Genomic DNA, 21,556 nt, shown 5'->3' with positions numbered 1-21,556 from the left:
ACAAGGGATGGATACTTTAACGGCAGCTGGAATCCTTTTGTGAAAAAGATATTGACGCTTCAATGAGGTAGCAGTAATATGCGCCCGCATTCGGCGAGTAGCGCAGCTTGGTAGCGCAACTGGTTTGGGACCAGTGGGTCGGAGGTTCGAATCCTCTCTCGCCGACCACTTTATTTCTCAGTATTTCCCCCCCCCTTTTTCTTCTATTTCAATCATTGTCTATTTATACTATCCGTTTAAAAAATAGTCACTATTAAAAAAATAGTCATTTGTGAAAATTTCCCTTTATAAATACAGGTTTTTATCTCAGTATTCTTTGGCGTCGAAAATTTCCATATTTCCTCTATCCTTAGTTAAGAATATTCCCAAAAATAGCGTGAAAAACCGCGCGTTAATTACCATAGATAATACCTATCATTCTGTTTTTTAATGATTTAAATAAAAACAATTTCGGTTGTTTGAAAATAAGGCAGACTTTACCTTGTCGTATTTAAATGTAAGTTTATGTGCGGTCAACATTCGTGATGCTTATATATTCGCTTTGTTGAAATCGTCTTTTTATTCAAACATGGAAGATGTTTCTATCATGAAAAAAACAACACTGCTGCTTTCCACTCTGATTGCTTGTGCCATGGGAATGTCTGCTGCTCAGGCGACACAAACGGTATCTTTGGGTTATGCTCAGGCGAAAGTCGATGACTTTAAAGATCCAAAAGGGATTACAGCCAAATACCATTATCAGGGTGATTCCGATCTTGGCATTATTGGTTCTTTCACTTATGTGAGCGCGGAGCAAACAGAGTATTATCAGAATTCAAGCAGTGATGTTTATAAGCTGAAATACTATTCACTCATGGCTGGCCCATCCTACCGCTTTAATGACTATGTCAGCGTTTATGGTTTAGCGGGTATTGGGCGCGGTAAATCCAGTTGGGAAGAGGGCGATGCTGTCCGTGAATCGGGTAGTGAAAGCAAATCCAGCTTTGCTTATGGTGCGGGTATTCAAATCACACCAGTAGCAAACTGGGCGATAGATATTGGCTACGAAGGTACGAAGATTTATGAAACGCGTGTAGACGCCTTTAATATTGGCGTCGGTTATCGTTTCTGATTTGCCAATTATAGAATACCGGCGGACAAGCTTCTGCCGGTTATTTTTTCTTTTCTCTTTCTTCGTTTTTATTCATAAAACTTTCTATCGATTTATTACTATGATAGTGCAGCCATACCAGTAACGATTCATTGTTCATCGGCTTTGCATAAAGAAATCCCTGTATATATTTAACGCCGTGCTGTTGTAAATATATGAGCTGTTGTTCGGTTTCTACGCCTTCTGCTACGGATTGAAGTTTGATGCGATGGCTCAAATTAATAATGGCATCAAGAATAGGGGCTTCTTCATCCGGCGATGAAATGGCACAGACGAATCCCTGATCGATTTTCAGGCAATCCAGCGGAAAGTTTTGCAGATAAGAGAGTGAACAGTGCCCGGTGCCGAAGTCATCGATGGCGATCATAAAGCCATCTTCACGTAGTTGATGCAGGCGCTGTATGACTTCAGGACCGTTGCTGATGAGGTTACGTTCTGTCAGTTCCAGCGTAATGCTTAATGAATGAGAGGCAACTTTTTCTGCGAAGCGATGTACGTCTGAAACGAAATTTGGATGATGCAGATGCTCGGCTGCGACGTTAAGGCTCAGGTGAAATCCGGGTTTTACCTGCCAACTGGCGATATCGGCTGCGACCAGATCAAATAAATGCCGGGTGATGGGAATAATCATGCTTTCTGCTTCGGCGGCGGAGATAAATATATCGGGCCTGATCCACTGTCCATTACTGCGCTGCCATCGCAGTAAGGTCTCAACACCGATGCAGGATTGCGATTCTGCATTATAGATGGGCTGGTAATAGACGGAAAATTCGCCTTTGGCGATGCCTTTACGGAGCTCGTCGCGGAATAATAATTTACGTTTTTGCCAGTACCACATCATTGCAAAGAAGAGCAGGGAGAGAACCATTGCCAGCGGCGAGAACGTAAAGAACGCCTGCTTCCAGTTCGCGACAGATTGAGAGGTTGGTGCGATAACTGTAAGGGTTATCGGGAAATAGTTCGATTTTATTTCAAGCGCTGAGGTAGAAAATAAGCCTGAGTTGAGCGTAATTATCTGACCAATTTGAATGGGGTGGCCGTTGCCGATCTTCAGTGTAAGCTGATAGCCGCGGGTTTGGCTAATCGCCATCATAAGATCGATCGGGTATTGCGCGTCAACCATGGTGTAAGCGCCATAACCCGTGAGGGGCATCTGGACGAAGATGATTGCAGGGCGTGCTCTCACGTTATCTGAGCCTGCAATTGACAGGCTCCAGCGTTCAGAATCGGTATCCGGTAGCGGTTGTTGAATGACGCGACTTATTGGCGTCAGTGCGTTGCCAAACGTTGAAGAGCAGTAGACGTCGGTATTATGGATAACGCCGATCGCACGAAAGTAAGGAAAAATCGAGCCAAGGCGTTGCAGCTCACCACCGATGGCATCACAGGACTGACCATGAAAGTGCTGGAGGCGATCCACCATCTTCCACGCCTGTGTCGAAATATTCTCAGCATGATTCATTGCGATTTGCGCAGTGGCTTCCAAATCGCGTTTTACCATTAATCTGGATTCTACAAAAGTGAACAGCAATCCCAGCAGCAGTGGCAGCATACCTGCCGTCAGTAACTGCAACATGTTAATTTTACGTTCACTACGTCTGGGGCTCATTCACATCTCCTTTCTGGCAGCAGAGGCCTATGTAGAGACGTCCCTTTCTCCATTAATTAAAGGAGAGCGCTGAATAGAGGTTATTATAGTGCCTATTTGCTAAAAGGCAGAGCCTGCGCGCAGGCCCATGCTGAACTCCACGCCCATTGGAAATTATAGCCGCCGAGCCAGCCAGTTACATCGACCACTTCACCGATGAAATACAGCCCTGGCACTGAATTGGCCTCCATGGTTTTGGAAGACAGGGCGCGGGTGTCGACGCCGCCGATCGTCACTTCGGCGGTACGGTAACCCTCCGTACCATTTGGCTGTACCCGCCACTGTTGCAGGCTTTGTTCAATTTGTAGCTGCTGTGTGCTGTTGAGCTGTTTCAACGTCACATCCGGCAGTTGTCCTAGTGCTTGCAAGCATTCAACCAGTCGTTTAGGCAGCCACTGTGCCAACGTATTTTTCAGGCTTTGGTTTGGATGGGCACTGCGTTCATCATTGATAAGCTGGGTGAGATTGTGTCCGGGTAGCAAGTTAATGGTGACGGATTCACCCGCTTGCCAGTAGCTGGAAATTTGCAAAATGGCGGGACCAGAGAGCCCACGATGTGTGAACAGGATATTTTCACGGAACGTCACGCCGTTTTCTGCGGTGATGACGGTAGGGACAGAAACGCCGGAGAGCGTTTGCAACTGTTCGAGCAGCGGTTTGTGCAGCGTAAAGGGAACAAGCGCGGCGCGGGTTGGGAGTACGTTAATACCAAACTGCGCGGCAAGCTGGTAGCCGAACGGCGTTGCGCCCAGACCGGGCATCGACAAGCCGCCGCAGGCAACGACCAGTGATGCGCCTTGGAATGCTGTACCGTTGCTCAGGTGGATGGTGAACCGATCGTCTGATTTCTCCACCGAGGCGACTTCACTGCGCAAACGAAGCGTGACGTTAGCCTGCTCGCACTCTGTTACCAGCATATCCACAATTTGCTGTGCGGAGTCATCACAGAATAGCTGACCAAGTGTTTTCTCGTGGTAAGCGATGCGGTGATTGTTGACCAAACTAATGAAATCCCATTGGGTATAACGCGCCAGTGCCGATTTACAAAAGTGAGGATTGTGGGACAGATAGGCGGCCGGTTCCGTATACACATTGGTAAAGTTGCAGCGCCCGCCGCCGGACATCAATATTTTACGCCCTGCCTTCTTGCCGTTATCGAGCAATAGAACATGCAGCCCACGCTGTCCCGCCTGTGCGGCACAAAACATGCCTGCTGCACCAGCACCAATGATGACAACGTCAAACTGTTCCACAATGCATTTCTCCGATGAGTGATTGATTACCGCAGGCAAATGGGCCATTGGGGCGGCAAATTGTAGTGTTGGTTCTTGTTCGATACCAGCGTAACAATCTGCATGTTTTAGTAAAAATATATAATTAATTGATTTATAATGATTAAGTGGTTTTGTTGTCGATGCTCGTCACATTTTAAGTCAAAAAAATGTCATATTTTCCTTTTCCCCACCCCTGCTTGTCGCCGATAATGCGCCGCGTTCATGACCACTAAATGGCCTAACGTTTATGCTACATTTATTTGCCGGACTGGATTACTACACCGGCCTGATGTTGATATTGGCTTTGTTGTTTGTATTGATGTACGAAGCCATTAACGGTTTTCACGATACTGCGAATGCCGTCGCCACCGTTATTTATACCCGAGCCATGCGTGCAGAATTTGCCGTTGTTATGGCGGGTGTCTTTAATTTCTTCGGTGTACTGCTGGGCGGCCTGAGCGTGGCCTATGCAATTGTTCACCTTCTCCCCACGGATTTACTGCTGAACGTGAGTTCGGCGCATGGTCTGGCGATGGTCTTTTCCATGCTGCTGGCCGCGATTATCTGGAACCTGGGTACCTGGTATTTTGGTATTCCTGCCTCCAGTTCTCACACGTTGATTGGCTCCATCATCGGTATTGGTTTGACCAACGCACTGCTGACGGATACCTCCATCGTGGATGCGTTGAACGTGCCGAAAATGATCAGCATTTTCCTGTCACTGCTGCTATCGCCAATTGTGGGGATGGTAGTTGCAGGGTTGATGCTGCTGGTACTGCGTCGGTTCTGGAACAACAGTAAAAAGCGCAAACGCGTGCATCTGACGCCCGTCGATCGCGAAAAGCAGGACGGCAAACGTAAGCCGCCATTCTGGACGCGTACCGCGCTGATTTTATCGGCGATTGGCGTGAGCTTCTCTCACGGTGCAAACGACGGTCAGAAAGGTATCGGCTTGATTATGCTGGTGCTGATTGGCGTCGCGCCAGCCGGGTTTATTGTCAACATGAACGCATCGGGCTATGACATCAGCCGGACACGTGATGCCGTTGTCAATTTACAGGAATATTACAAGCAGCATGGCGATGCGTTAGCACACGTCATTGACTTGTCTCACCCCGTGGTTCCTGCGCCAGAAAATGCGATTCCCGGCAACGGCCAGAAAGAGTTCCACTGTGACAGTTCACGCGTAATGATTGCGATTGAGCGCACACAGGGCCTGCTGAGTAACCTGAAAAGCTACGACCAGTTGAACCCTGACGATCGCAGCAGAGTGCGTCGCCTGCTGATGTGCATCTCGGATACGATGGATCGGGTAGTCAAGCTGCCAGAAACATCGGGCGAAGATCAGCGCTACCTGAGCAACCTGCGTAAAGATATGCTTCAGACGGTTGAATATGCGCCTCTTTGGATCATCGTTGCCGTCGCACTGGCGCTCTCCTTGGGCACAATGGTGGGCTGGAAACGTGTTGCGGTCACCATCGGCGAGAAGATTGGCAAGAAAGGTATGACCTACGCACAGGGGGTGTCGGCACAGGTGACTGCGGCCTTGTCGATTGGCGTTGCCAGCTACACCGGTATGCCGGTTTCCACCACGCACGTATTATCCTCGGCAGTTGCCGGGACGATGATTGCGGATGGGGGGGGCGTACAGGGCAAAACGATAAGAAGCATTCTGCTGGCGTGGGTATTAACGCTGCCTGTCTCAATGCTGATGTCTGGTGCGCTGTACTGGCTGGCTCTGCAACTGATTTGATTGGGGTAATCGGTTAATCATAAAAAAAGGCGATTCTGTGGGGAGTCGCCTTTTTACTTTTTATCGACGTTCATGCTGTTAATACCAATACTTGTATAAGTACACTGTGTTAATACCACATCATCATGGCAATCAGGCTGATGGCGATGAGGCCACACAAGGCGGTCGTGAGCAAAAATTGCCCCCGTACCCGTTCGCAGCGGCGAATAAATTCAGGGTCGTGATGCTCAAGATAGCGCTGTGCATAGATATAGCGTACCAGCCGAATTTGCTTGCTTGGCTGCCCGTGCGATGTGAAAAAACCTCCTCCATCAACGTATTGGTAAAGCAGTGGGTCACAGTCACGCAAAATCAGCAGTAACACGCGTAATGAAGAGTAATACCTCGCCATATTGATAATACAGACGATACATAAAGCCCAGAAAAGCGCAAATGTACTAATCATGCTCCCCTCCCGGTCGTTCTATTCGTCAGAAGCGGTGACCGATGACAAGCGTTACGATTATCCGCTATGTTTTTCTGTGACGTTTTTCAACGACGAATAGTTATGCCACATGCTTACGCACGATTTTATTGTCATTTTGGTTAGCCAACAGCGTCATGGCTAGCCCCATTCTTGTTTTCCATCCCAGAGCGCAGTGGATAGTCTTACCGCCCCCTACTTGTAGTGTAGAAGAAGAATGTTTGTTTGTGCCAGAGAGGCAGATGCAATCGGCATGAAGGATGATTTTCGACGAGATAATACGTTTTCTGAAAGGAGAAGCTACGCGATTTAGCTGTGAAAAGGAGCGGTTTCTACTACACTTATCAATAGAATTAACAGATTTGAAAACGGGTTGTGATCGACTGAACAGTCCGATAGCGCGGACGAGTGTTATTCTATAATCCGCCGTTAAGTATCAGATTGGCAGGAGAAATAGCTGCTAACCCTTAATTAGTCTTTACGGAAGGAGTCTCATTATGGCTTACAAACACATCCTTATTGCTGTAGATCTTTCTCCAGAAAGCAAAGTGTTAGTGGAAAAAGCGGTATCAATGGCAAGACCGTACAATGCGAAAGTCTCGCTAATCCATGTCGATGTGAATTACTCCGATCTTTACACGGGGCTTATTGATGTCAACCTGGGTGACATGCAACAGCGTATCTCCGAAGAAACCCAGAATGCGTTGACTGAGCTGTCTCAAAATGCAGGCTATCCCATCAGTGAAACGTTGAGCGGCAGCGGTGATTTAGGGCAAGTGCTGGTGGATGCGATCAGGAAATATGACGCTGACCTTGTGCTGTGCGGACACCATCAGGACTTTTGGAGCAAACTGATGTCTTCTGCACGTCAACTGATTAATACCGTCCATGTTGATATGCTCATCGTGCCGTTGCGTGATGAAGAAGACGAATAAAAATTAGCTTTTTTTGCATTTTTTTTCAGTGATGAAAGGCACGGCTTTTTAGCTGTGCCTTTTGTTATATAACAAAAACTTATCGCAAATTCCCTTCTCAAAACCTTCAAAAACCCCTTCCTATCTCATTGGATTGTAACGTTAATCTGAAAAGAAAACGCTTGCTTAAATATCCATCGCCAGTGTTATAGTCCAGAGGACACAACATCATTTTCACCGATCCCACAAGCTTCTGCGTGTCTAAAAATTAAAGAAGCAGAAGGGAGCTATTCGTTCAATCAGGAGCTGTTCATGGCACAAATCGTATCTCTGGCAAGTTTTCTTGATTCTGTTCAACAACGCGATCCGCATCAGCCTGAATTTCTACAGGCCGTTAATGAAGTCCTTTCCACCCTGTGGCCTTTTCTGGAGCAGAACCCTCACTATGCGGATTACAGCCTGCTGGAGCGATTGGTAGAACCGGAACGTGTGATTCAGTTTCGCGTGGCGTGGACGGACGACAAAGGTCAAGTACAGGTGAACCGTGCCTGGCGCGTCCAGTTCAGTTCCGCGATCGGGCCGTACAAAGGCGGCATGCGTTTCCACCCGTCCGTTAACCTGTCGATTCTGAAATTCCTTGGATTCGAACAGACGTTCAAGAATGCGCTAACCACGTTGCCAATGGGCGGTGGTAAAGGGGGTTCGGACTTTAACCCAAAAGGGAAAAGCCAGGGCGAAGTCATGCGTTTCTGTCAGGCACTGATGACGGAACTGTATCGTCATCTGGGCGCGGATACGGACGTTCCGGCGGGTGATATCGGCGTGGGTGGTCGTGAAGTCGGCTTTATGACTGGCATGATGAAGAAGCTGACCAACAACACGGCGTGTGTTTTCACCGGAAAAGGGCTGTCTTTCGGCGGTAGTCTGATTCGTCCTGAAGCGACCGGCTACGGTCTGGTTTACTTCACGGAAGCGATGCTGAAACGCCATGGTCTGGGCTTTGAAGGTATGCGGGTTGCGGTGTCCGGTTCCGGTAATGTGGCGCAGTACGCGATTGAAAAAGCGATGGAACTGGGGGCTCGTGTGGTCACGGCATCAGATTCCAACGGCACCGTGGTGGATGAAAACGGGTTTACTCCAGAGAAACTGGCGCTGCTGGAAGAGATTAAGAACAAACGCTATGGCCGCGTGGAAGATTACGCGCGTGAAGCGAAGCTGACCTATCTTGCAGGCAAGACACCGTGGGAAGTGCCAGTAGACATCGCGCTGCCGTGTGCGACGCAGAATGAGCTGGATCTGCCAGCGGCGCAGACGCTGATTGCTAATGGTGTGAAAGCCGTGGCGGAAGGTGCCAACATGCCAACCACCATCCCAGCGACCGACGCGTTTCTGGATGCGGGCGTGCTGTTTGCGCCGGGCAAAGCGGCTAACGCAGGTGGCGTGGCGACATCGGGGTTGGAAATGGCGCAGAACGCAGCGCGCTTAGGCTGGAAAGCCGAGAAGGTAGATGCGCGTTTGCACCACATCATGCTGGATATTCACAATGCCTGTGTGCAGTACGGCGGCGAAGACAGCCAGACGAACTATGTACGCGGTGCCAACGTGGCGGGCTTTGTTAAAGTGGCCGATGCGATGCTGGCGCAGGGCGTTGTTTAATCCAGTCATCTAGGACTTACCCTTGCCGCAGAGTAAAACGTGCGGCAAGGGAGCGTCGGTTAGTTAATTGCCGCGATAATCGTCAACTGATCGTTCAGCCGCTGCTTGGTCAACGCATTGGTGGTGCTGTCGCGCTGTTGCGTCAGTTCCGCCACGCGCTTTTCCCTTTGCGCGGCATCTGGTAGCCGCAACGACTTCACGTTGATGGATTGCACATTGCTGTAACGGCCATCGTCTGAGGTTGGCACGCTGATTTTCCCGCTACTGAGCAGCGATTCGACAATGTTGCGTTCACGCTCATAACCCTGCAATCCTGCCAGTTTCCAACGCTGCGGCACTGTCCCTTCATACTGGCCTTTTTTCACTTCGGTCAGATAGCGAATAGTCAGGTTACGAATCGTACCCGCTTCTTCGCCATACTCCGCTTTGGTATCCGACAGTACCGGGAACTGCATACCTTCCAGCACACCGCCTTTCTGCGTCAGGTGACCCATACGGTAGCTGTTCATACCCAGACGGATCGGCATGTCATCGGTAACGAGCGTGCCGTTATTCATTTTCAGGTTGGTTATGCGCTGTCCGGCGGGTTTCGTCAGGTCGATGGTGTAGGTCACGCCATCAAAGAAGTCATTGGTGGAATACTTGGACGCGCGGCGTTGCGGATTAAAGCTGTAAGTCACATCGCCGTCTTGCAGCTGGTTGAAGTAACCCGCTGACCATTCCATGTATTTCTTCAATTCTTTTCCGGTTAGCTGATAAACCGTGATCTCACCGCCCGCGTATTGATAGTTAAAAGCGATGTCTTTTGCGGCAATGGTGCCGACGTTCAGCTTCGGTCGATCGTTATCAATTTGTAGTGCGATAATTTGCGCTTTGGGGGCGTAATGGCGACTGGCTTCCTGGAACAAGGCGCTGATACCAGTGTCCTGTACGTGTACTTGAGGAATGCCTTTCACGGCATCTTGCGGCACCAGATCGTGCCCAAGAAGTTGTGCAATCGGGCGGTTGGCGTTGGCGCGCAGGGTGTTGTGATAAGGCTCGTAGATATCTTCCATCTTGCGGTCAGAATCCACGTCCTTAATCGAATAGGTATAGCTATCTTTGTTGATCAGCACGTATTTACCGTTCTGCTGTTCAAACTGCAAATCGATGCGCGACAGTGCGCGGCCATATCGGTCTGGTTCGGTGACGATCACGCCATTAATCACCTCTTTATCCACTTTTACGTGCATATGACCGGCGACGATGGCGGCTAGTTCAGGATTTGCGCGGGCAATATCGCCGACGCCAGTACCTGGCCGTTGGTTCTCGTTATCGATGCCCATATGGGCGACCAGCACGATGGCATCCACGTTGCCGTGGATTTGCTGGATAACGGTTTTCACCGCCCCGACAGGATCGGTAAAGTTCAGCCCTTTCACGCGGTCAGTGCCCTTGGCGAATTCAGCGGTCATCGGCGTATCCATACCGATGATGCCAATCTTCACGCCCTGCCGTTCGACAATCTTATAGGCAGGTAAGTAAGGTTTACCGCTTTCCCAAAAAATGTTGCCCGCCAGCGCGGTGCCGTTGAACTGGTCAAGCGAGGTGGAAAGCACGTTCAGGCCGAAATCGAACTCATGGTTGCCCATGACCCAGACGTCATAATTCATGGCGTTAAAACCAAGAATCATCGGGCTGGTTTTGTCATTTTTGAAGGTTTCGACAAAGTTGCCCTGAATGGTGTCGCCCGCATCAACCAGAATCACATTCGGCTGCTGCGCACGGACTTTATGCACCTGTGTGGCGATCTGACTCAGGCTGCCAGCCATGTTGGCGGTGTCGGTGGCGTAATCCCAGGGAACAAAGGTGCCGTGCAGATCGGATGTCCCCAGAATCGTAATATTTACCGGATCTTGAGCGGCCATAGCAGAAGTACTCAAACAAAGCAGAAGTGACAAAAGCGTTTTTTTCATTATGTCATCTTAGTGTAATAAGAAGCGATAGCGCTAAATTATGCGATTTGCTTCTCATTAGTGCTATAGACTTTGCAAAAGCAGCGTAGGAAATGCGAAGCAGGCTAAGTTTTTAGCCGCCGACACTTAGCGTCGTCGGCGAGATTTTTCAGGCGGGAAGATAGAAGTCGAAGCGGTGGCTTTTGGTTTCCAGCATGGATTGCGCTGGTACGCCAGCCAGCGGCGGCGCATAGTCAGGTCGCTTTACCACCACGCGTTTCTTGGCCAGCGCACGTGCGGGTTCCAGCAGTGCATCGGCGTCGTCATCCGCACCCACCAGCGACTGAAACACTCGCATTTCTTTCTTCACCAGCGCACTCTTTTGTTTGTGCGGAAACATCGGGTCGAGATAGACCACATCTGGTGGCGGTGTGATATTGCGCAGCGCAGTCATACTCGATGCGTGCAGCAGCGTGAGCCGCTCTTGTAGCCACGGGCCAATTTCTGCATCCCGATAGCCACGCTGCAACCCGTCGTCCAGCAGGGCGGCAACGACCGGATTACGTTCTACCATGCGTACCCGACAGCCCAATGCTGCCAGCACAAAGGCATCACGCCCCAGCCCGGCCGTCGCATCCACGACATCCGGCAGGTAATCTTTTTTGATACCCACAGCTTTCGCGACGGCCTCGCCGCGTCCGCCGCCAAAGCGACGGCGATGTGCCATCGTCCCGGCAACGAAATCGACGAAGATCGCGCCGAGCTTCGGCTCATCCTGCTTGCGCAGTTCCAGACGTTCCGCTGTCAGCACCAGCGCCATGACCGCATCAGGATCGGAAACCAGCCCCCAGCGCGCGGCCAAAGAAGATAAGGCGCCATTATCGGCGCCTTCCTCTGCGATTAAGCAGATACTCATCCTTTGATGCCGTAATGCGCGAGCATGGCGTCCAACTGCGGTTCACGGCCACGGAAGCGCTTGAACAGTTCCATCGGTGCTTCGGAACCGCCGCGGGTCAGGATGTTATCCAGGAACGACTGACCGGTTTCGCGGTTGAAAATACCTTCTTCCTCAAAACGGGAGTAGGCATCGGCCGCCAGCACATCTGCCCACAGATAGCTGTAGTAACCTGCGGCATAGCCGCCCGCGAAGATGTGACTGAAGGCATGTGGGAAGCGGCCCCAGCTTGGGCTTGGCACCACGGCCACCTGCGCTTTGATTTCAGCCAGCGTCGGCAGAATCTGCGCGCCTTTCGCAGGATCAAACTCGGCATGCAGACGGAAATCGAACAGACCGAATTCCAACTGACGCAGAATGAACAGCGCGGCCTGATAGTTTTTCGCCGCCAGCATTTTATCCAGCAATTCCTGCGGCAGCGGTTCACCGGTTTCGTGGTGGCCGGAGATAAAGGCCAGCGCTTCCGGTTCCCAACACCAGTTTTCCATGAACTGGCTCGGTAACTCGACCGCATCCCACGGTACGCCGTTGATGCCCGCGACACCGGCGGTATCGATCTGGGTCAACATGTGGTGCAGGCCGTGACCGAATTCGTGGAACAGGGTAGTGACTTCATCGTGGGTGAACAGCGCGGGTTTGCCGTTGACCGGGCGGTTGAAGTTACAGACCAGATAGGCGACTGGCTTTTGCAGCTCGCCGTTGCCTTTGCGCAGTTTACCCGCACAGTCGTCCATCCAGGCTCCGCCGCGTTTGTGTTCACGGGCGTATAAATCGAGGTAAAAACTGCCGCGCAGTTCACCACTTTCATCGAACAGATCGAAGAAGCGAACGTCCGGGTGCCAGACATCAACGTCTTTACGCTCTTTGGCGGTGATGCCGTAGATGCGTTTAACCACCTCGAACAGGCCGTTCACCGCGCGTTCTTCCGGGAAGTACGGACGAAGCTGCTCATCGCTGATGGAATACCGATGCTGTTTCTGCTGTTCGCTGTAGTAGGTGATATCCCAGGCCTGCAATTTATCCACGCCGTAGTGTTCTTTGGCGAAGGCGCGCAGTTGTGCGAGCTCTTCTTCAGCCTGCGGACGGGCGCGTTTCGCCAGATCGGTCAGGAAATCGAGCACCTGCTGCGGGTTTTCCGCCATTTTGGTCGCCAGCGACTTGTGCGCATAGCTATCGAAGCCCAGCAACTGTGCCAGCTCGTGACGTAGCGCTAGCGCTTCCGCCATGACGTCACTGTTGTCCCATTTACCCGCGTTTGGCCCCTGATCGGATGCGCGCGTGCCGTAGGCGCGGTACATCTCTTCGCGCAGCGCCTGATTGGTGCAGTAAGTCATTACCGGAAGATAACTTGGGATATCCAGTGTCAGCAGCCAGCCATCCTGCTCTTTAGCTTCTGCCTGCGCTTTGGCCGCTGCCAGCGCGCTTTCCGGCATGCCATCCAGTTCGGCGACGTCGGTAATCAGCTTGCTCCAGCCCATCGTGGCATCCAGCACGTTGTTGCTGTACTGCGAGCCGAGTTCGGACAGACGAGCAGAGATTTCACCGTAGCGTTTCTGTTTTTCCGGCGACAAACCGATACCAGACAGTTCAAAATCGCGCAGTGCGTTATCAACAGATTTCTTCTGTGCCACGCTCAGTGTGGTGTACTGTTCGCCGTCACGCAGGCTGCGGTAAGCCTGATACAACCCGGCATGTTGGCCGACCCAGGTGCTGTGCTCGGACAGCAGCGGCAGACATTCTTCATAAACAGCACGCAGCTCTGGGCTGTTCTTCACCGCGTTCAGGTGGCTGATGGGTGAGAAGATGCGGCCAAGACGATCGTCGCTGTCAGCCAGCGGTTGGCACAGATTATCCCATGTAAACGGCCCCGCTTGCGCCACCACGCGTTCTACCGTCTCGCGGCATTCATCCAGCGCGGATTTCACCGCCGGGACAATATCTTCCGTTTTGATACTGGAGAACGGGGGCAGGGTAAATGAGGTCAGTAATGGATTCGTCATGGTGCCGTCCTGATAAGTGTGGGTGATCTCGTTGCCGGTAAGTGGAATCTGTTGAAGAGAAACCGGCAAGGCGGATATCTATTGCGGATTCATCACTAAGATGAGGTCAAGTACCATGAAAATCAATGGCGGAGGGAGTCGCGCTCGTGACCAAAGGTGCGTTTTACCACCATAAATATGCGCCATGCGTTACCTGAACGTCATCGTTAACGTTGTGCTAAATGCGTTTTCCTGAAAATTTTTGCTATTTTTCTGCCCGATTTTGTTTTTCGCGTGACCTACCTGATGTGTCTTTTTTTTCAATATTTCAGGGGAATGACAATGGCGATAAATAATCATAATGGCGGGCGCATCGCGCATAAACCCGCCTTGACGGTGGCGCGGGCAGTGCATCTGGCACTGTCTGGCGTGTTGATCTTGAGCGCTGGAGCGACCGGATCGGTGCTGGCGGCGGAAAGTGCTGCTGCTGTCGCGGCACCAAGAATGACGTTTTCCATTCCGGCGGGATCGCTAGGAACCACGTTACAGGCTGTCGCCAGCCACGCCAATGTCATTCTCACGTTTTCTCCCGATCAAACACAGAATAAAACCAGCGGGAGCGTGCAGGGAACCTACACCATTCAGGAGGCTTTTGCGGCCGCGCTGGCAGGAACGGGGCTCAGTGTGGTTCAGACGGCCACGGGCTACCGGTTGGAATCCACGCTTGCCGCTGAGGGAAGCGACGGTAGCCTGATAATCCCGACGCTCTCGGTGGTTGGCGGTACATCGGATAGCGCCGCCGCCGGACGTTCCGTGTTGCGTCAAGCTGATGTCGACCGCGTACAGGCCGACAACATTGCCAGCCTGCTCGATAAACTCCCCGGCGTGTCGATGGCGGGTTCTCCCCGACCGGGTGGGCAGAGCCTGAATATTTGGGGCATGGGCGATATGGAAGACGTCAAAGTCGTGCTGGACGGCGCGCCAAAAGGTTTTGAGAAATACCGCCAAGGCTCGGTGTTTATTGAACCAGAGCTGATCAAGCGTATCGACGTCGATAAAGGCCCGCATGACATTCGCAGTGGCAACGGCGGCTTCGGTGGCACCATTCACGTTGATACCAAAGACGCCAGCGATCTGTTGCTGCCGGGAGAAAATTTCGGCGGGATGGTCAAATACAGTTATCACACCAACGATCGGCAAAATATCTACAGCGGCGCGCTGTATGGCCGTACGGAAGAGGGGATGGCTGATGGTCTGCTCTATATGAGCAAGCGCGATGGCGACAACATCGAACGTCCTGACGGCACGCGCTTTGCCTACTCGACCAGCGATATGGCGTCGTACTTACTGAAGACCAACATCTACCTGACGGATGCTCAGACGCTGACGCTCTCCGCGATGCGCTCTGAATCTGACGGCTGGCAGCCGTTTGCCGCGAAGCGTGACGAGATGACCGCACCTTCACAAAGTGATGTTGATCTCTACGGTTGGGAAGAAGCCTGGCGGCGTAAGCTGGTTTACCGCGATCAGGTCGATAAAAACTACTCGCTGAAATGGAACTTTGCGCCGGAGGATCAGCCGTGGCTGAATCTGACGGCGTCATTCGCCACCTCAAAAACCGAACAGCATGACCGACGTCCTGATTCAGCTTCACAAGGGAGCTATCTGGGCACGCTGGGGAATGAAAGCTGGGTAAGCTATAAAGATCAGCTCGCGGAAGTCAGTAATGAAAGCCAGTTCACGACGGGTCCATTCGACCATAAGCTGCTGGTGGGGATGCGCTGGCACCAGCATAAGCGTGACACGCTGATTTACTATCCGTCCGGCAAGAACAGCGCCGAGTATAACTATGGCTATTTCCAGCCTTACTACATGCCGGCGGGCGATCAGGAAACGCGTAGTGTCTATCTACAGGATGCGGTGACGCTGGGCAGCGTAACGATCACGCCGGGCGTACGCTATGACCATGTAACCAATACTGGGCGATCCAACATAGCTCCTCGTTATAACAGTAGTAATCCTGCTGCTGGGCATGATTACAACAGCATGACCTACACCGGTTGGTCGCCGCGAATCGGTGCTTTATGGAAAGCGACGGATAATCTCTCGCTGTTTGCTGATGCCAGCCGAACCTGGCGTGCGCCCGTCATCGATGAACAGTATGAAGTACAATCCGCGACCTCGGGTGTGCCAGGAAGCAGCCGTAATCTGCAAGTGGAAAGCGTTAAAGGTATCCGCCTGGGGGCGATTCTGGACTTCAATAATCTGATGCTGGAAGAGGACAGCCTGCAAATCCGTACCACGCTGTTCCGTAACCGCGGTAAAAACGAAATTTTCAAACGTACCGGTGTGTATTGCGAAGCGTCTTCCCAGACAGGCAGCAATTCATCCTGTGCCGGGCCGTTGTCGGTTTACCGTAATATGCCGGGCTATACCATTGAAGGGGTCGAGATTGAGTCCTTCTACGATAGCCGCAGGCTGTTTGGTAGCCTGTCCTTCTCTTCCATTCGCGGTGAACGCGATGCATCACCGCGTAACCCGTGGGGCAATAAAACCTGGATTGCTGACATCCCACCAACAACCGCACATGCCACGCTGGGCACCAAAATTCCGAGTCTGGATATGGCGGTAGGCTGGACGGGTGATTTCGTGCGCAAGCAGGATCGCTCACCTGCTGATGGTGACCCGCTGGCTTCTGGCTGGGCGTTACCGAAGACGAAAGGGTACGTGCTGCATGGTCTCTTCGCAAGCTGGCAGCCGCAGACGATAAAAGGATTTGAGGCGCGTGTGACGGTCGATAACCTGCTGAATACCGATTATTACCCGTATCTGGGCGAATCGGTGTCCGGCGTAGGACGTAACTTAAAAATCAGCGTGTTACAGCGTTTCTGATAGCAGTGCTCGGGGCGGATATTCTTGCCGCCCCGTTAGCGAGGGAATGTTGCATGGGCGTAATGCAAATTCAGCAAATTTGAATAATTTTCGTTTAGGAACTTGACAGTCAGAGGGAAAAAACATAAATAAGAACGATTATCATTCTTATTTTTTAAATGGCGCTCTGGGGTAAAGTTCGATGGTGAGGAAAGCGACGGCCAGCGTTAATGACTTTGCCCAACAGCTCTATTTCGATCACCACCGCTGGCTGTGTAACTGGCTGCGCCATAAACTGGACTGCGCCCAGCATGCGGAAGACTTGGCACAAGATACGTTCCTTAGCGTGTTGATGAACCCGGAATTGCTCACGATTCGCCAGCCGCGCCCGTTTCTGGCTACGGTGGCCCGCCGTTTGGTCGCCAATCATTATCGTCGTAAAAAGATTGAAGATGCCTATCTGGATGTCTTGAGCACGCAGCCGGATGCCTGTATGCCATCTCCAGAAACGCGTCTGCTTACCCTCGAAATTCTTGAACAGCTTGATGCCGCATTGGATGGCCTGCCAGCACCGGTCAGAGAAGCGTTTCTGCTGGCGCACCTCCACGGCATGCGCTACAGCGATATCGCCGAACGCTTGCATGTTTCCAGCAGTTCGGTGAAACAGTATCTGCAACGCGCCAACCTCCAGTGTTTCTTTGCACTACCGCTATGAACGATCGCACTTTTTATCGTGACGGGCAGGGTCAGCCGATTCAGCCAGACTGCGCGCGTGAAGCGGTGGCGTGGTTGACGCAACTGATGTCGGACAGTGTTACGGAACAGGATCGTCGCGAGTGGCAGCGTTGGCGGGAAGCCTCGCCGGATAACGAACAGGCGTGGCAGCATATTGAATCCGTGTGTGCCAATCTGGGTCAGCTTAACGCGCGGGCAGCACACCAAAGCCTGTCGACGCTTAACGGTATGCAGCGCCGCAGCGTACTCAAAGCGCTGGCGATACTCTGCCTGACCGGGGGCGCTGGCGTGGCCGGATCGCGCACCGACCTGTGGCAGTCGTTGACGGCGGATTACCAGACGCAGGTGGGCGAACAGCGCCATGCGGTATTGGATGATGGCACAACGCTGCTGCTGAATACGCAGACGGCGCTGAATGTGGCCTACGGTGACGATCTACGCCAGATCACACTGATTCGTGGTGAAGTTATGATCGAAACCGGTCAGGCGGAGAAGACCGCGTTGTATCCGCGTCCTTTCGTTGTGACGACGGCGCAGGGAAAAGTACAGGCGCTGGGTACGCGCTTCAGCCTGCGAGTGCAGGATGAACACACGCGAGTGGCGGTGTATGACGGTGCGGTAAGGCTTCATCCGCGGCAGAACGGGCTGAATGGACAAGTGATAAAAAGCGGGCAGATGGTGACGTTCACCACGCAGCGCTGCGGGCAGATAGCGACGGCGAAGGCTGAGCCTGCCTGGGTGAAAGGACAACTGCTGGCGGATAATCAGCGTCTGGTGGATTTTGTTGATGAACTAAGCCGCTATCGCAGCGGCGTGATTCGCTGTCAGCCAGAGGTTGAGAGCCTGCGGTTTTCTGGCGTCTTCCCGCTGTCGGATACCGACAATATTTTAGCCGCGCTGGTGGAAGCGCTTCCTGTACAGGTACGTTATTTCTCTCGCTACTGGGTTCAGATTGCTGCGCGATAAAATATCCTGTCAAAATTCAATAACATTACTTTTTATGCTGTTTTCACTTTTTTTCTGCCCGATCCCCGTAGCTGAACGACCTACTATTATCTCGGTTGATTGTTTTATACCTAACGATGTGATGAAGAACGCATGATGATCTCCTCGGAACCCCATTCATTGGGAATTATGCCCCTGTCTCCATGGCGAGGGGCGGTAGGCTAATGGCTGCACAGACGCTGAAATACAATACGGTTCAGCCCGCAACGACGGTTCGTTGGGGGAGCGGCTGGCTGCTGGCATTGGCGCTACACGCAGGGCTGATTGTCTGGGTTAGCTACCATGCGCTTGATTCCTCCATTGAAGCGCCGCCGCCCGCCATGATGTTAATGGTGGCGGATAGCGTGCAATCGACGCCTAGTCCTCAGGATGCGCCTGTTGGCCCGCAGCAGACGCTGTCCACACCGCAAGAAGCGGCGGCTCAACCGGAAGAAATGACGCAGGACGTGCCGTTGCTTGCGCCCGCGCCGAATCCAGTGATGGCGGCAGCGCAAAAGGAAAAGCCGCAGCCGCAGAAAAAAGTGCAGAAAAAAATGGAAAAACCGGTGCAGGAGACGACGCCACAGGAAGAAGTGGCGCCATCGGAAAAACCGCCCGCCCCCGTCACCAGCGCGCCGCTGCCGGGCAGCAGCCAGCAAGTCGCTGCGCCATATAACAGCGATGCCGCGCAGATGCGCAAAGGGGTTGCGGACTGGAGCAGCCAACTGCTGGCGCACCTGAGCCGCTATAAACGTTATCCGGCGCAGGCGGTGCGGCAGCGATTGCAGGGTGTCGCCCAGATTCGCGTGACGTTGGATCGAACCGGAAATGTGTTGGCCGTCTCGTTAGCCAGCAGCAGTGGTGAGGTGCCGCTGGATAAGGAGTCTGTCGCTTTGCCGCAGCGTGCGCAGCCGCTTCCGGCTCCACCAGCAGAGGTGATTGGGGATAACGCGCAGCTCACCATCACGATCCCCATTAGCTTCGATTTACGGGAAGTGCGCCGCTAGCGGGTATCCACTAACGCGGCGTTTGCGCGTCATAGCCCGCATAAAAAAACCGAATCGCGTAAGGGTTGCCTTGTTCGGTAAAGAACTCCGCGACTCGCTCCCGCTCCAGCCCGTAGCGGCGTGACAACAATCCTGCCTCGAAGGCCGCCTGCTGGCGGTCGCCTTTGGTTTCCGCCAGATTGTGAGCATAGCCACAGATATAGCCGCGCCGATAGTCGTAGCAGTAGGGATTAATGTCGTTGGTAGATTTTGGATTGGCGGATCTCAACCCCGCGAGGACGCCCCGCTCAAAATGGTTTCCCATGATAATGCTCCGTAAATGATCGCTATATAGTAAATAATATAACGCTTGTTTATCACTCACCAGATCTGTTGAAAAATATTCCTGAATCCGTCGTGCGCGGTCTTTTCCTGAGCAAGATGTATATACTATTGCCCTGCTCGCCGAACGGGCTATTGATCTGCGCCTGATGGGCACTCGGAGAATAGATAGTACGGAATGGTTAATAAGGAATAACAGCATGACGCACCCGCAAGACGCTTCTCTGGCGATTGGTATCGATCTGGGCACGACGAACAGCCTGATTAGCGTTTGGCAAAATGGCGAGGCACGCCTGATACCGAATGCGCTGAATGACAACTTCACTCCCTCCGCCATCAGTATTGATGAAGACGGCAGTATTCTGGTTGGTAAACCCGCGATATCTCGTTTGACGACGCATCCGCAGGTGTCGGCGTCGCTGTTTAAGCGCTACATGGGGAGCAAGAAAACCTTCAGGCTCGGGGATAAAACGTTCTCTCCCGCTGAACTGTCGGCCATGGTGTTGAAATCACTCAAAGCCGATGCGGAAAGTTACCTTGGGCACTCCATCAAGGACGTGGTGATCTCCGTGCCAGCCTATTTCAGCGATGAACAGCGTAAGCAGACGCGTTTTGCAGCGGAACTGGCTGAGTTGAATGCGGTTCGCTTAATCAATGAACCCACCGCAGCCTCGATGGCCTACGGCTTACACACACAGGAGCTGGGGCGTACGCTGGTCTTTGATTTAGGCGGCGGCACTTTTGACGTCAGCGTGTTGGAATATGCGTTTCCGCTGATCGAAGTGCATAGCTCGGCAGGCGACAACTATCTGGGGGGAGAGGATTTCACGCAGGCGATGGTGAAAACTTGTCTGAAAGCGTGGAAGCTTGAGGATACAGCGATTCCCGCGACGGATCTGGCGCGCCTCTACAGCCATGCCGAAACGCTGAAATGTCAGCCCGGTTTTCCTTCTCAATCGAATGAACTGGTATGGCACTGGCGCGAAGAAGACTGGCGCATCGTGCTGGATAATGAAGAAATCGAAGCGGCCTGGCTGCCGTTGATGAACCGCATTCGCGCGCCGATAGAACAAGCGCTGCACGATGCTCGCCTGAAACCGGAACAGTTAGACCACGTGGTACTGGTCGGCGGAGCATCAAAGATGTCGATTATCCAGAAGTTGGTGGTCAGGCTGTTTGGCAAATTACCGTATCAGCATCTGGATGCGGATACCGTTGTTGCCAAGGGTGCGGCGGTGCAGGCCGCCTGTCGGTTACGTGAGCAGGATATCGAAGAAGTGATTCTGACGGACGTTTGCCCGTACACCCTCGGGATTAAGACCGCCAACGATAAGCAAAACGGCCTGTTTTCCCCGATATTGGAGCGCAATACGGTGGTGCCGACCTCGCGGGTCGAGACGTTTTCCACGGGTTCACCTGGGCAGGATAACATCTGCATCGCGATCTATCAGGGGGAAAGCCCTTACGTTGATAACAACGTATTTATCGATGAATTCACCATGCCGATAAAAGCGAAATCGTATAAGCAATCCATTGAGGTGCGTTTCAGCTATGACATCAACGGGCTGCTGGAAGTGGATGTCAACCTACCGGACAGCGGCGATAATTTTACGAAAGTGATCGATCGCAGCCCGACGGGACTGAGCGCCGATCAACAGCAGAAAAGCCATCAGAAACTGCAAGCGCTGAAAATTCACCCCAGAGACAATCTGATGAACCGCAACCTGCTGGCGCGGCTGGAAAAAGCCTGGGCGCAGACGCGTTTGGAAGAACGGGAGCAGATCGGTTTCTGGCTACGGGATTTTGAACAGGCGCTGGCAGGGCAAGATGCACCGGCAATTGACGAAGCGCGGCAGCGTATTGAGCGGTATCTGGATGAGGCATCTCGGTGATGTTTGGGCGGCGTGCAATT

16 protein-coding genes and 1 tRNA gene are annotated in these 21,556 nt (G+C 52.4%); 10 read left to right on the top strand and 7 right to left on the bottom strand.

All coding sequences use genetic code 11. The features are described from left to right. The first annotated feature begins 91 nt into the window (after window positions 1–91). Window positions 92–168, top strand: a tRNA-Pro gene (locus AACH44_RS20600). Between the two features lie 286 nt (window positions 169–454). Next, window positions 455–1,111: an Ail/Lom family outer membrane beta-barrel protein gene (locus tag AACH44_RS20595; RefSeq protein ID WP_261849948.1), complete on the top strand. Its 657-nt coding sequence runs from the start codon at window positions 455–457 to the stop codon at window positions 1,109–1,111. Between the two features lie 40 nt (window positions 1,112–1,151). Here the strand turns inward: AACH44_RS20595 and AACH44_RS20590 are convergent, their stop codons facing one another. Further along, window positions 1,152–2,759, bottom strand: coding sequence for an EAL domain-containing protein (locus tag AACH44_RS20590; RefSeq protein ID WP_261849949.1), 1,608 nt, complete (start codon window positions 2,757–2,759; stop codon window positions 1,152–1,154). Window positions 2,760–2,851: 92 nt separating this feature from the next. Next, window positions 2,852–4,051 carry an NAD(P)/FAD-dependent oxidoreductase gene (locus tag AACH44_RS20585; protein ID WP_261849950.1) on the bottom strand — a complete coding sequence of 400 codons (1,200 nt, stop codon included), beginning with the start codon at window positions 4,049–4,051 and terminating at the stop codon, window positions 2,852–2,854. 268 nt (window positions 4,052–4,319) lie between these two features. On the opposite strand from AACH44_RS20585, the gene pitA reads away from it, so the two are divergent. Beyond that, complete coding sequence (pitA, locus tag AACH44_RS20580; protein WP_261849951.1) at window positions 4,320–5,825, top strand: inorganic phosphate transporter PitA; 1,506 nt, start codon at window positions 4,320–4,322, stop codon at window positions 5,823–5,825. Between the two features lie 109 nt (window positions 5,826–5,934). On the opposite strand, the gene uspB is transcribed toward pitA, so the two are convergent. Beyond that, window positions 5,935–6,270: a universal stress protein UspB gene (gene uspB, locus AACH44_RS20575; protein WP_261849377.1), complete on the bottom strand. Its 336-nt coding sequence runs from the start codon at window positions 6,268–6,270 to the stop codon at window positions 5,935–5,937. Between the two features lie 515 nt (window positions 6,271–6,785). Here uspB and uspA point away from each other — a divergent pair. Together uspA and gdhA are read left to right on the top strand one after the other, a co-directional pair. After that, window positions 6,786–7,223, top strand: coding sequence for a universal stress protein UspA (gene uspA, locus AACH44_RS20570; RefSeq protein ID WP_039306892.1), 438 nt, complete (start codon window positions 6,786–6,788; stop codon window positions 7,221–7,223). Between the two features lie 291 nt (window positions 7,224–7,514). Then, window positions 7,515–8,858, top strand: a complete 1,344-nt coding sequence (gdhA, locus tag AACH44_RS20565; RefSeq protein WP_261849376.1) for an NADP-specific glutamate dehydrogenase — start codon at window positions 7,515–7,517, stop codon at window positions 8,856–8,858. A gap of 59 nt (window positions 8,859–8,917) precedes the next feature. On the opposite strand, the gene AACH44_RS20560 is transcribed toward gdhA, so the two are convergent. From AACH44_RS20560 to prlC, 3 genes are all read right to left on the bottom strand, one after another. After that, on the bottom strand, window positions 8,918–10,813 hold the full coding sequence (locus tag AACH44_RS20560) for a bifunctional metallophosphatase/5'-nucleotidase (RefSeq protein ID WP_261849375.1): 1,896 nt from the start codon (window positions 10,811–10,813) through the stop codon (window positions 8,918–8,920). Between the two features lie 148 nt (window positions 10,814–10,961). Beyond that, entirely contained in the window at window positions 10,962–11,708 is a 747-nt protein-coding gene (rsmJ, locus tag AACH44_RS20555) for a 16S rRNA (guanine(1516)-N(2))-methyltransferase RsmJ (RefSeq protein ID WP_261849374.1), read from the bottom strand. After that, a complete protein-coding gene (gene prlC / locus AACH44_RS20550; protein ID WP_261849373.1) occupies window positions 11,705–13,747 on the bottom strand; it encodes an oligopeptidase A in 2,043 nt (680 codons plus the stop codon). Before prlC ends, rsmJ begins: the two co-directional genes overlap by 4 nt. Before the next feature lie 321 nt (window positions 13,748–14,068). Between prlC and AACH44_RS20545 the strand changes: the two genes are divergently transcribed. From AACH44_RS20545 to AACH44_RS20530, 4 genes are all read left to right on the top strand, one after another. Next, complete coding sequence (locus tag AACH44_RS20545; RefSeq protein ID WP_261849372.1) at window positions 14,069–16,618, top strand: TonB-dependent receptor; 2,550 nt, start codon at window positions 14,069–14,071, stop codon at window positions 16,616–16,618. 181 nt (window positions 16,619–16,799) lie between these two features. Then, window positions 16,800–17,312: a sigma-70 family RNA polymerase sigma factor gene (locus AACH44_RS20540; protein ID WP_261849371.1), complete on the top strand. Its 513-nt coding sequence runs from the start codon at window positions 16,800–16,802 to the stop codon at window positions 17,310–17,312. Then, a complete protein-coding gene (locus AACH44_RS20535) occupies window positions 17,309–18,298 on the top strand; it encodes a FecR domain-containing protein (protein WP_261849370.1) in 990 nt (329 codons plus the stop codon). The genes AACH44_RS20540 and AACH44_RS20535 overlap by 4 nt, the downstream gene beginning before the upstream one ends. Before the next feature lie 203 nt (window positions 18,299–18,501). Then, window positions 18,502–19,323, top strand: coding sequence for an energy transducer TonB family protein (locus AACH44_RS20530; protein WP_261849369.1), 822 nt, complete (start codon window positions 18,502–18,504; stop codon window positions 19,321–19,323). 10 nt (window positions 19,324–19,333) lie between these two features. Here the strand turns inward: AACH44_RS20530 and AACH44_RS20525 are convergent, their stop codons facing one another. After that, window positions 19,334–19,627 (bottom strand): DUF2623 domain-containing protein, encoded by a 294-nt coding sequence (locus AACH44_RS20525; protein ID WP_261849368.1) that lies wholly within the window; start codon window positions 19,625–19,627, stop codon window positions 19,334–19,336. A gap of 217 nt (window positions 19,628–19,844) precedes the next feature. On the opposite strand from AACH44_RS20525, the gene AACH44_RS20520 reads away from it, so the two are divergent. Further along, entirely contained in the window at window positions 19,845–21,536 is a 1,692-nt protein-coding gene (locus AACH44_RS20520; RefSeq protein ID WP_261849367.1) for a molecular chaperone HscC, read from the top strand. Window positions 21,537–21,556: the final 20 nt, after the last annotated feature.

This window comes from Pectobacterium araliae, assembly GCF_037076465.1.
In the GTDB taxonomy this organism is placed as follows: domain Bacteria; phylum Pseudomonadota; class Gammaproteobacteria; order Enterobacterales; family Enterobacteriaceae; genus Pectobacterium; species Pectobacterium araliae.
The sequence above is the reverse complement of the archived record's forward strand: the minus strand, read 5'-3'. Positions and strand labels throughout refer to the sequence as shown.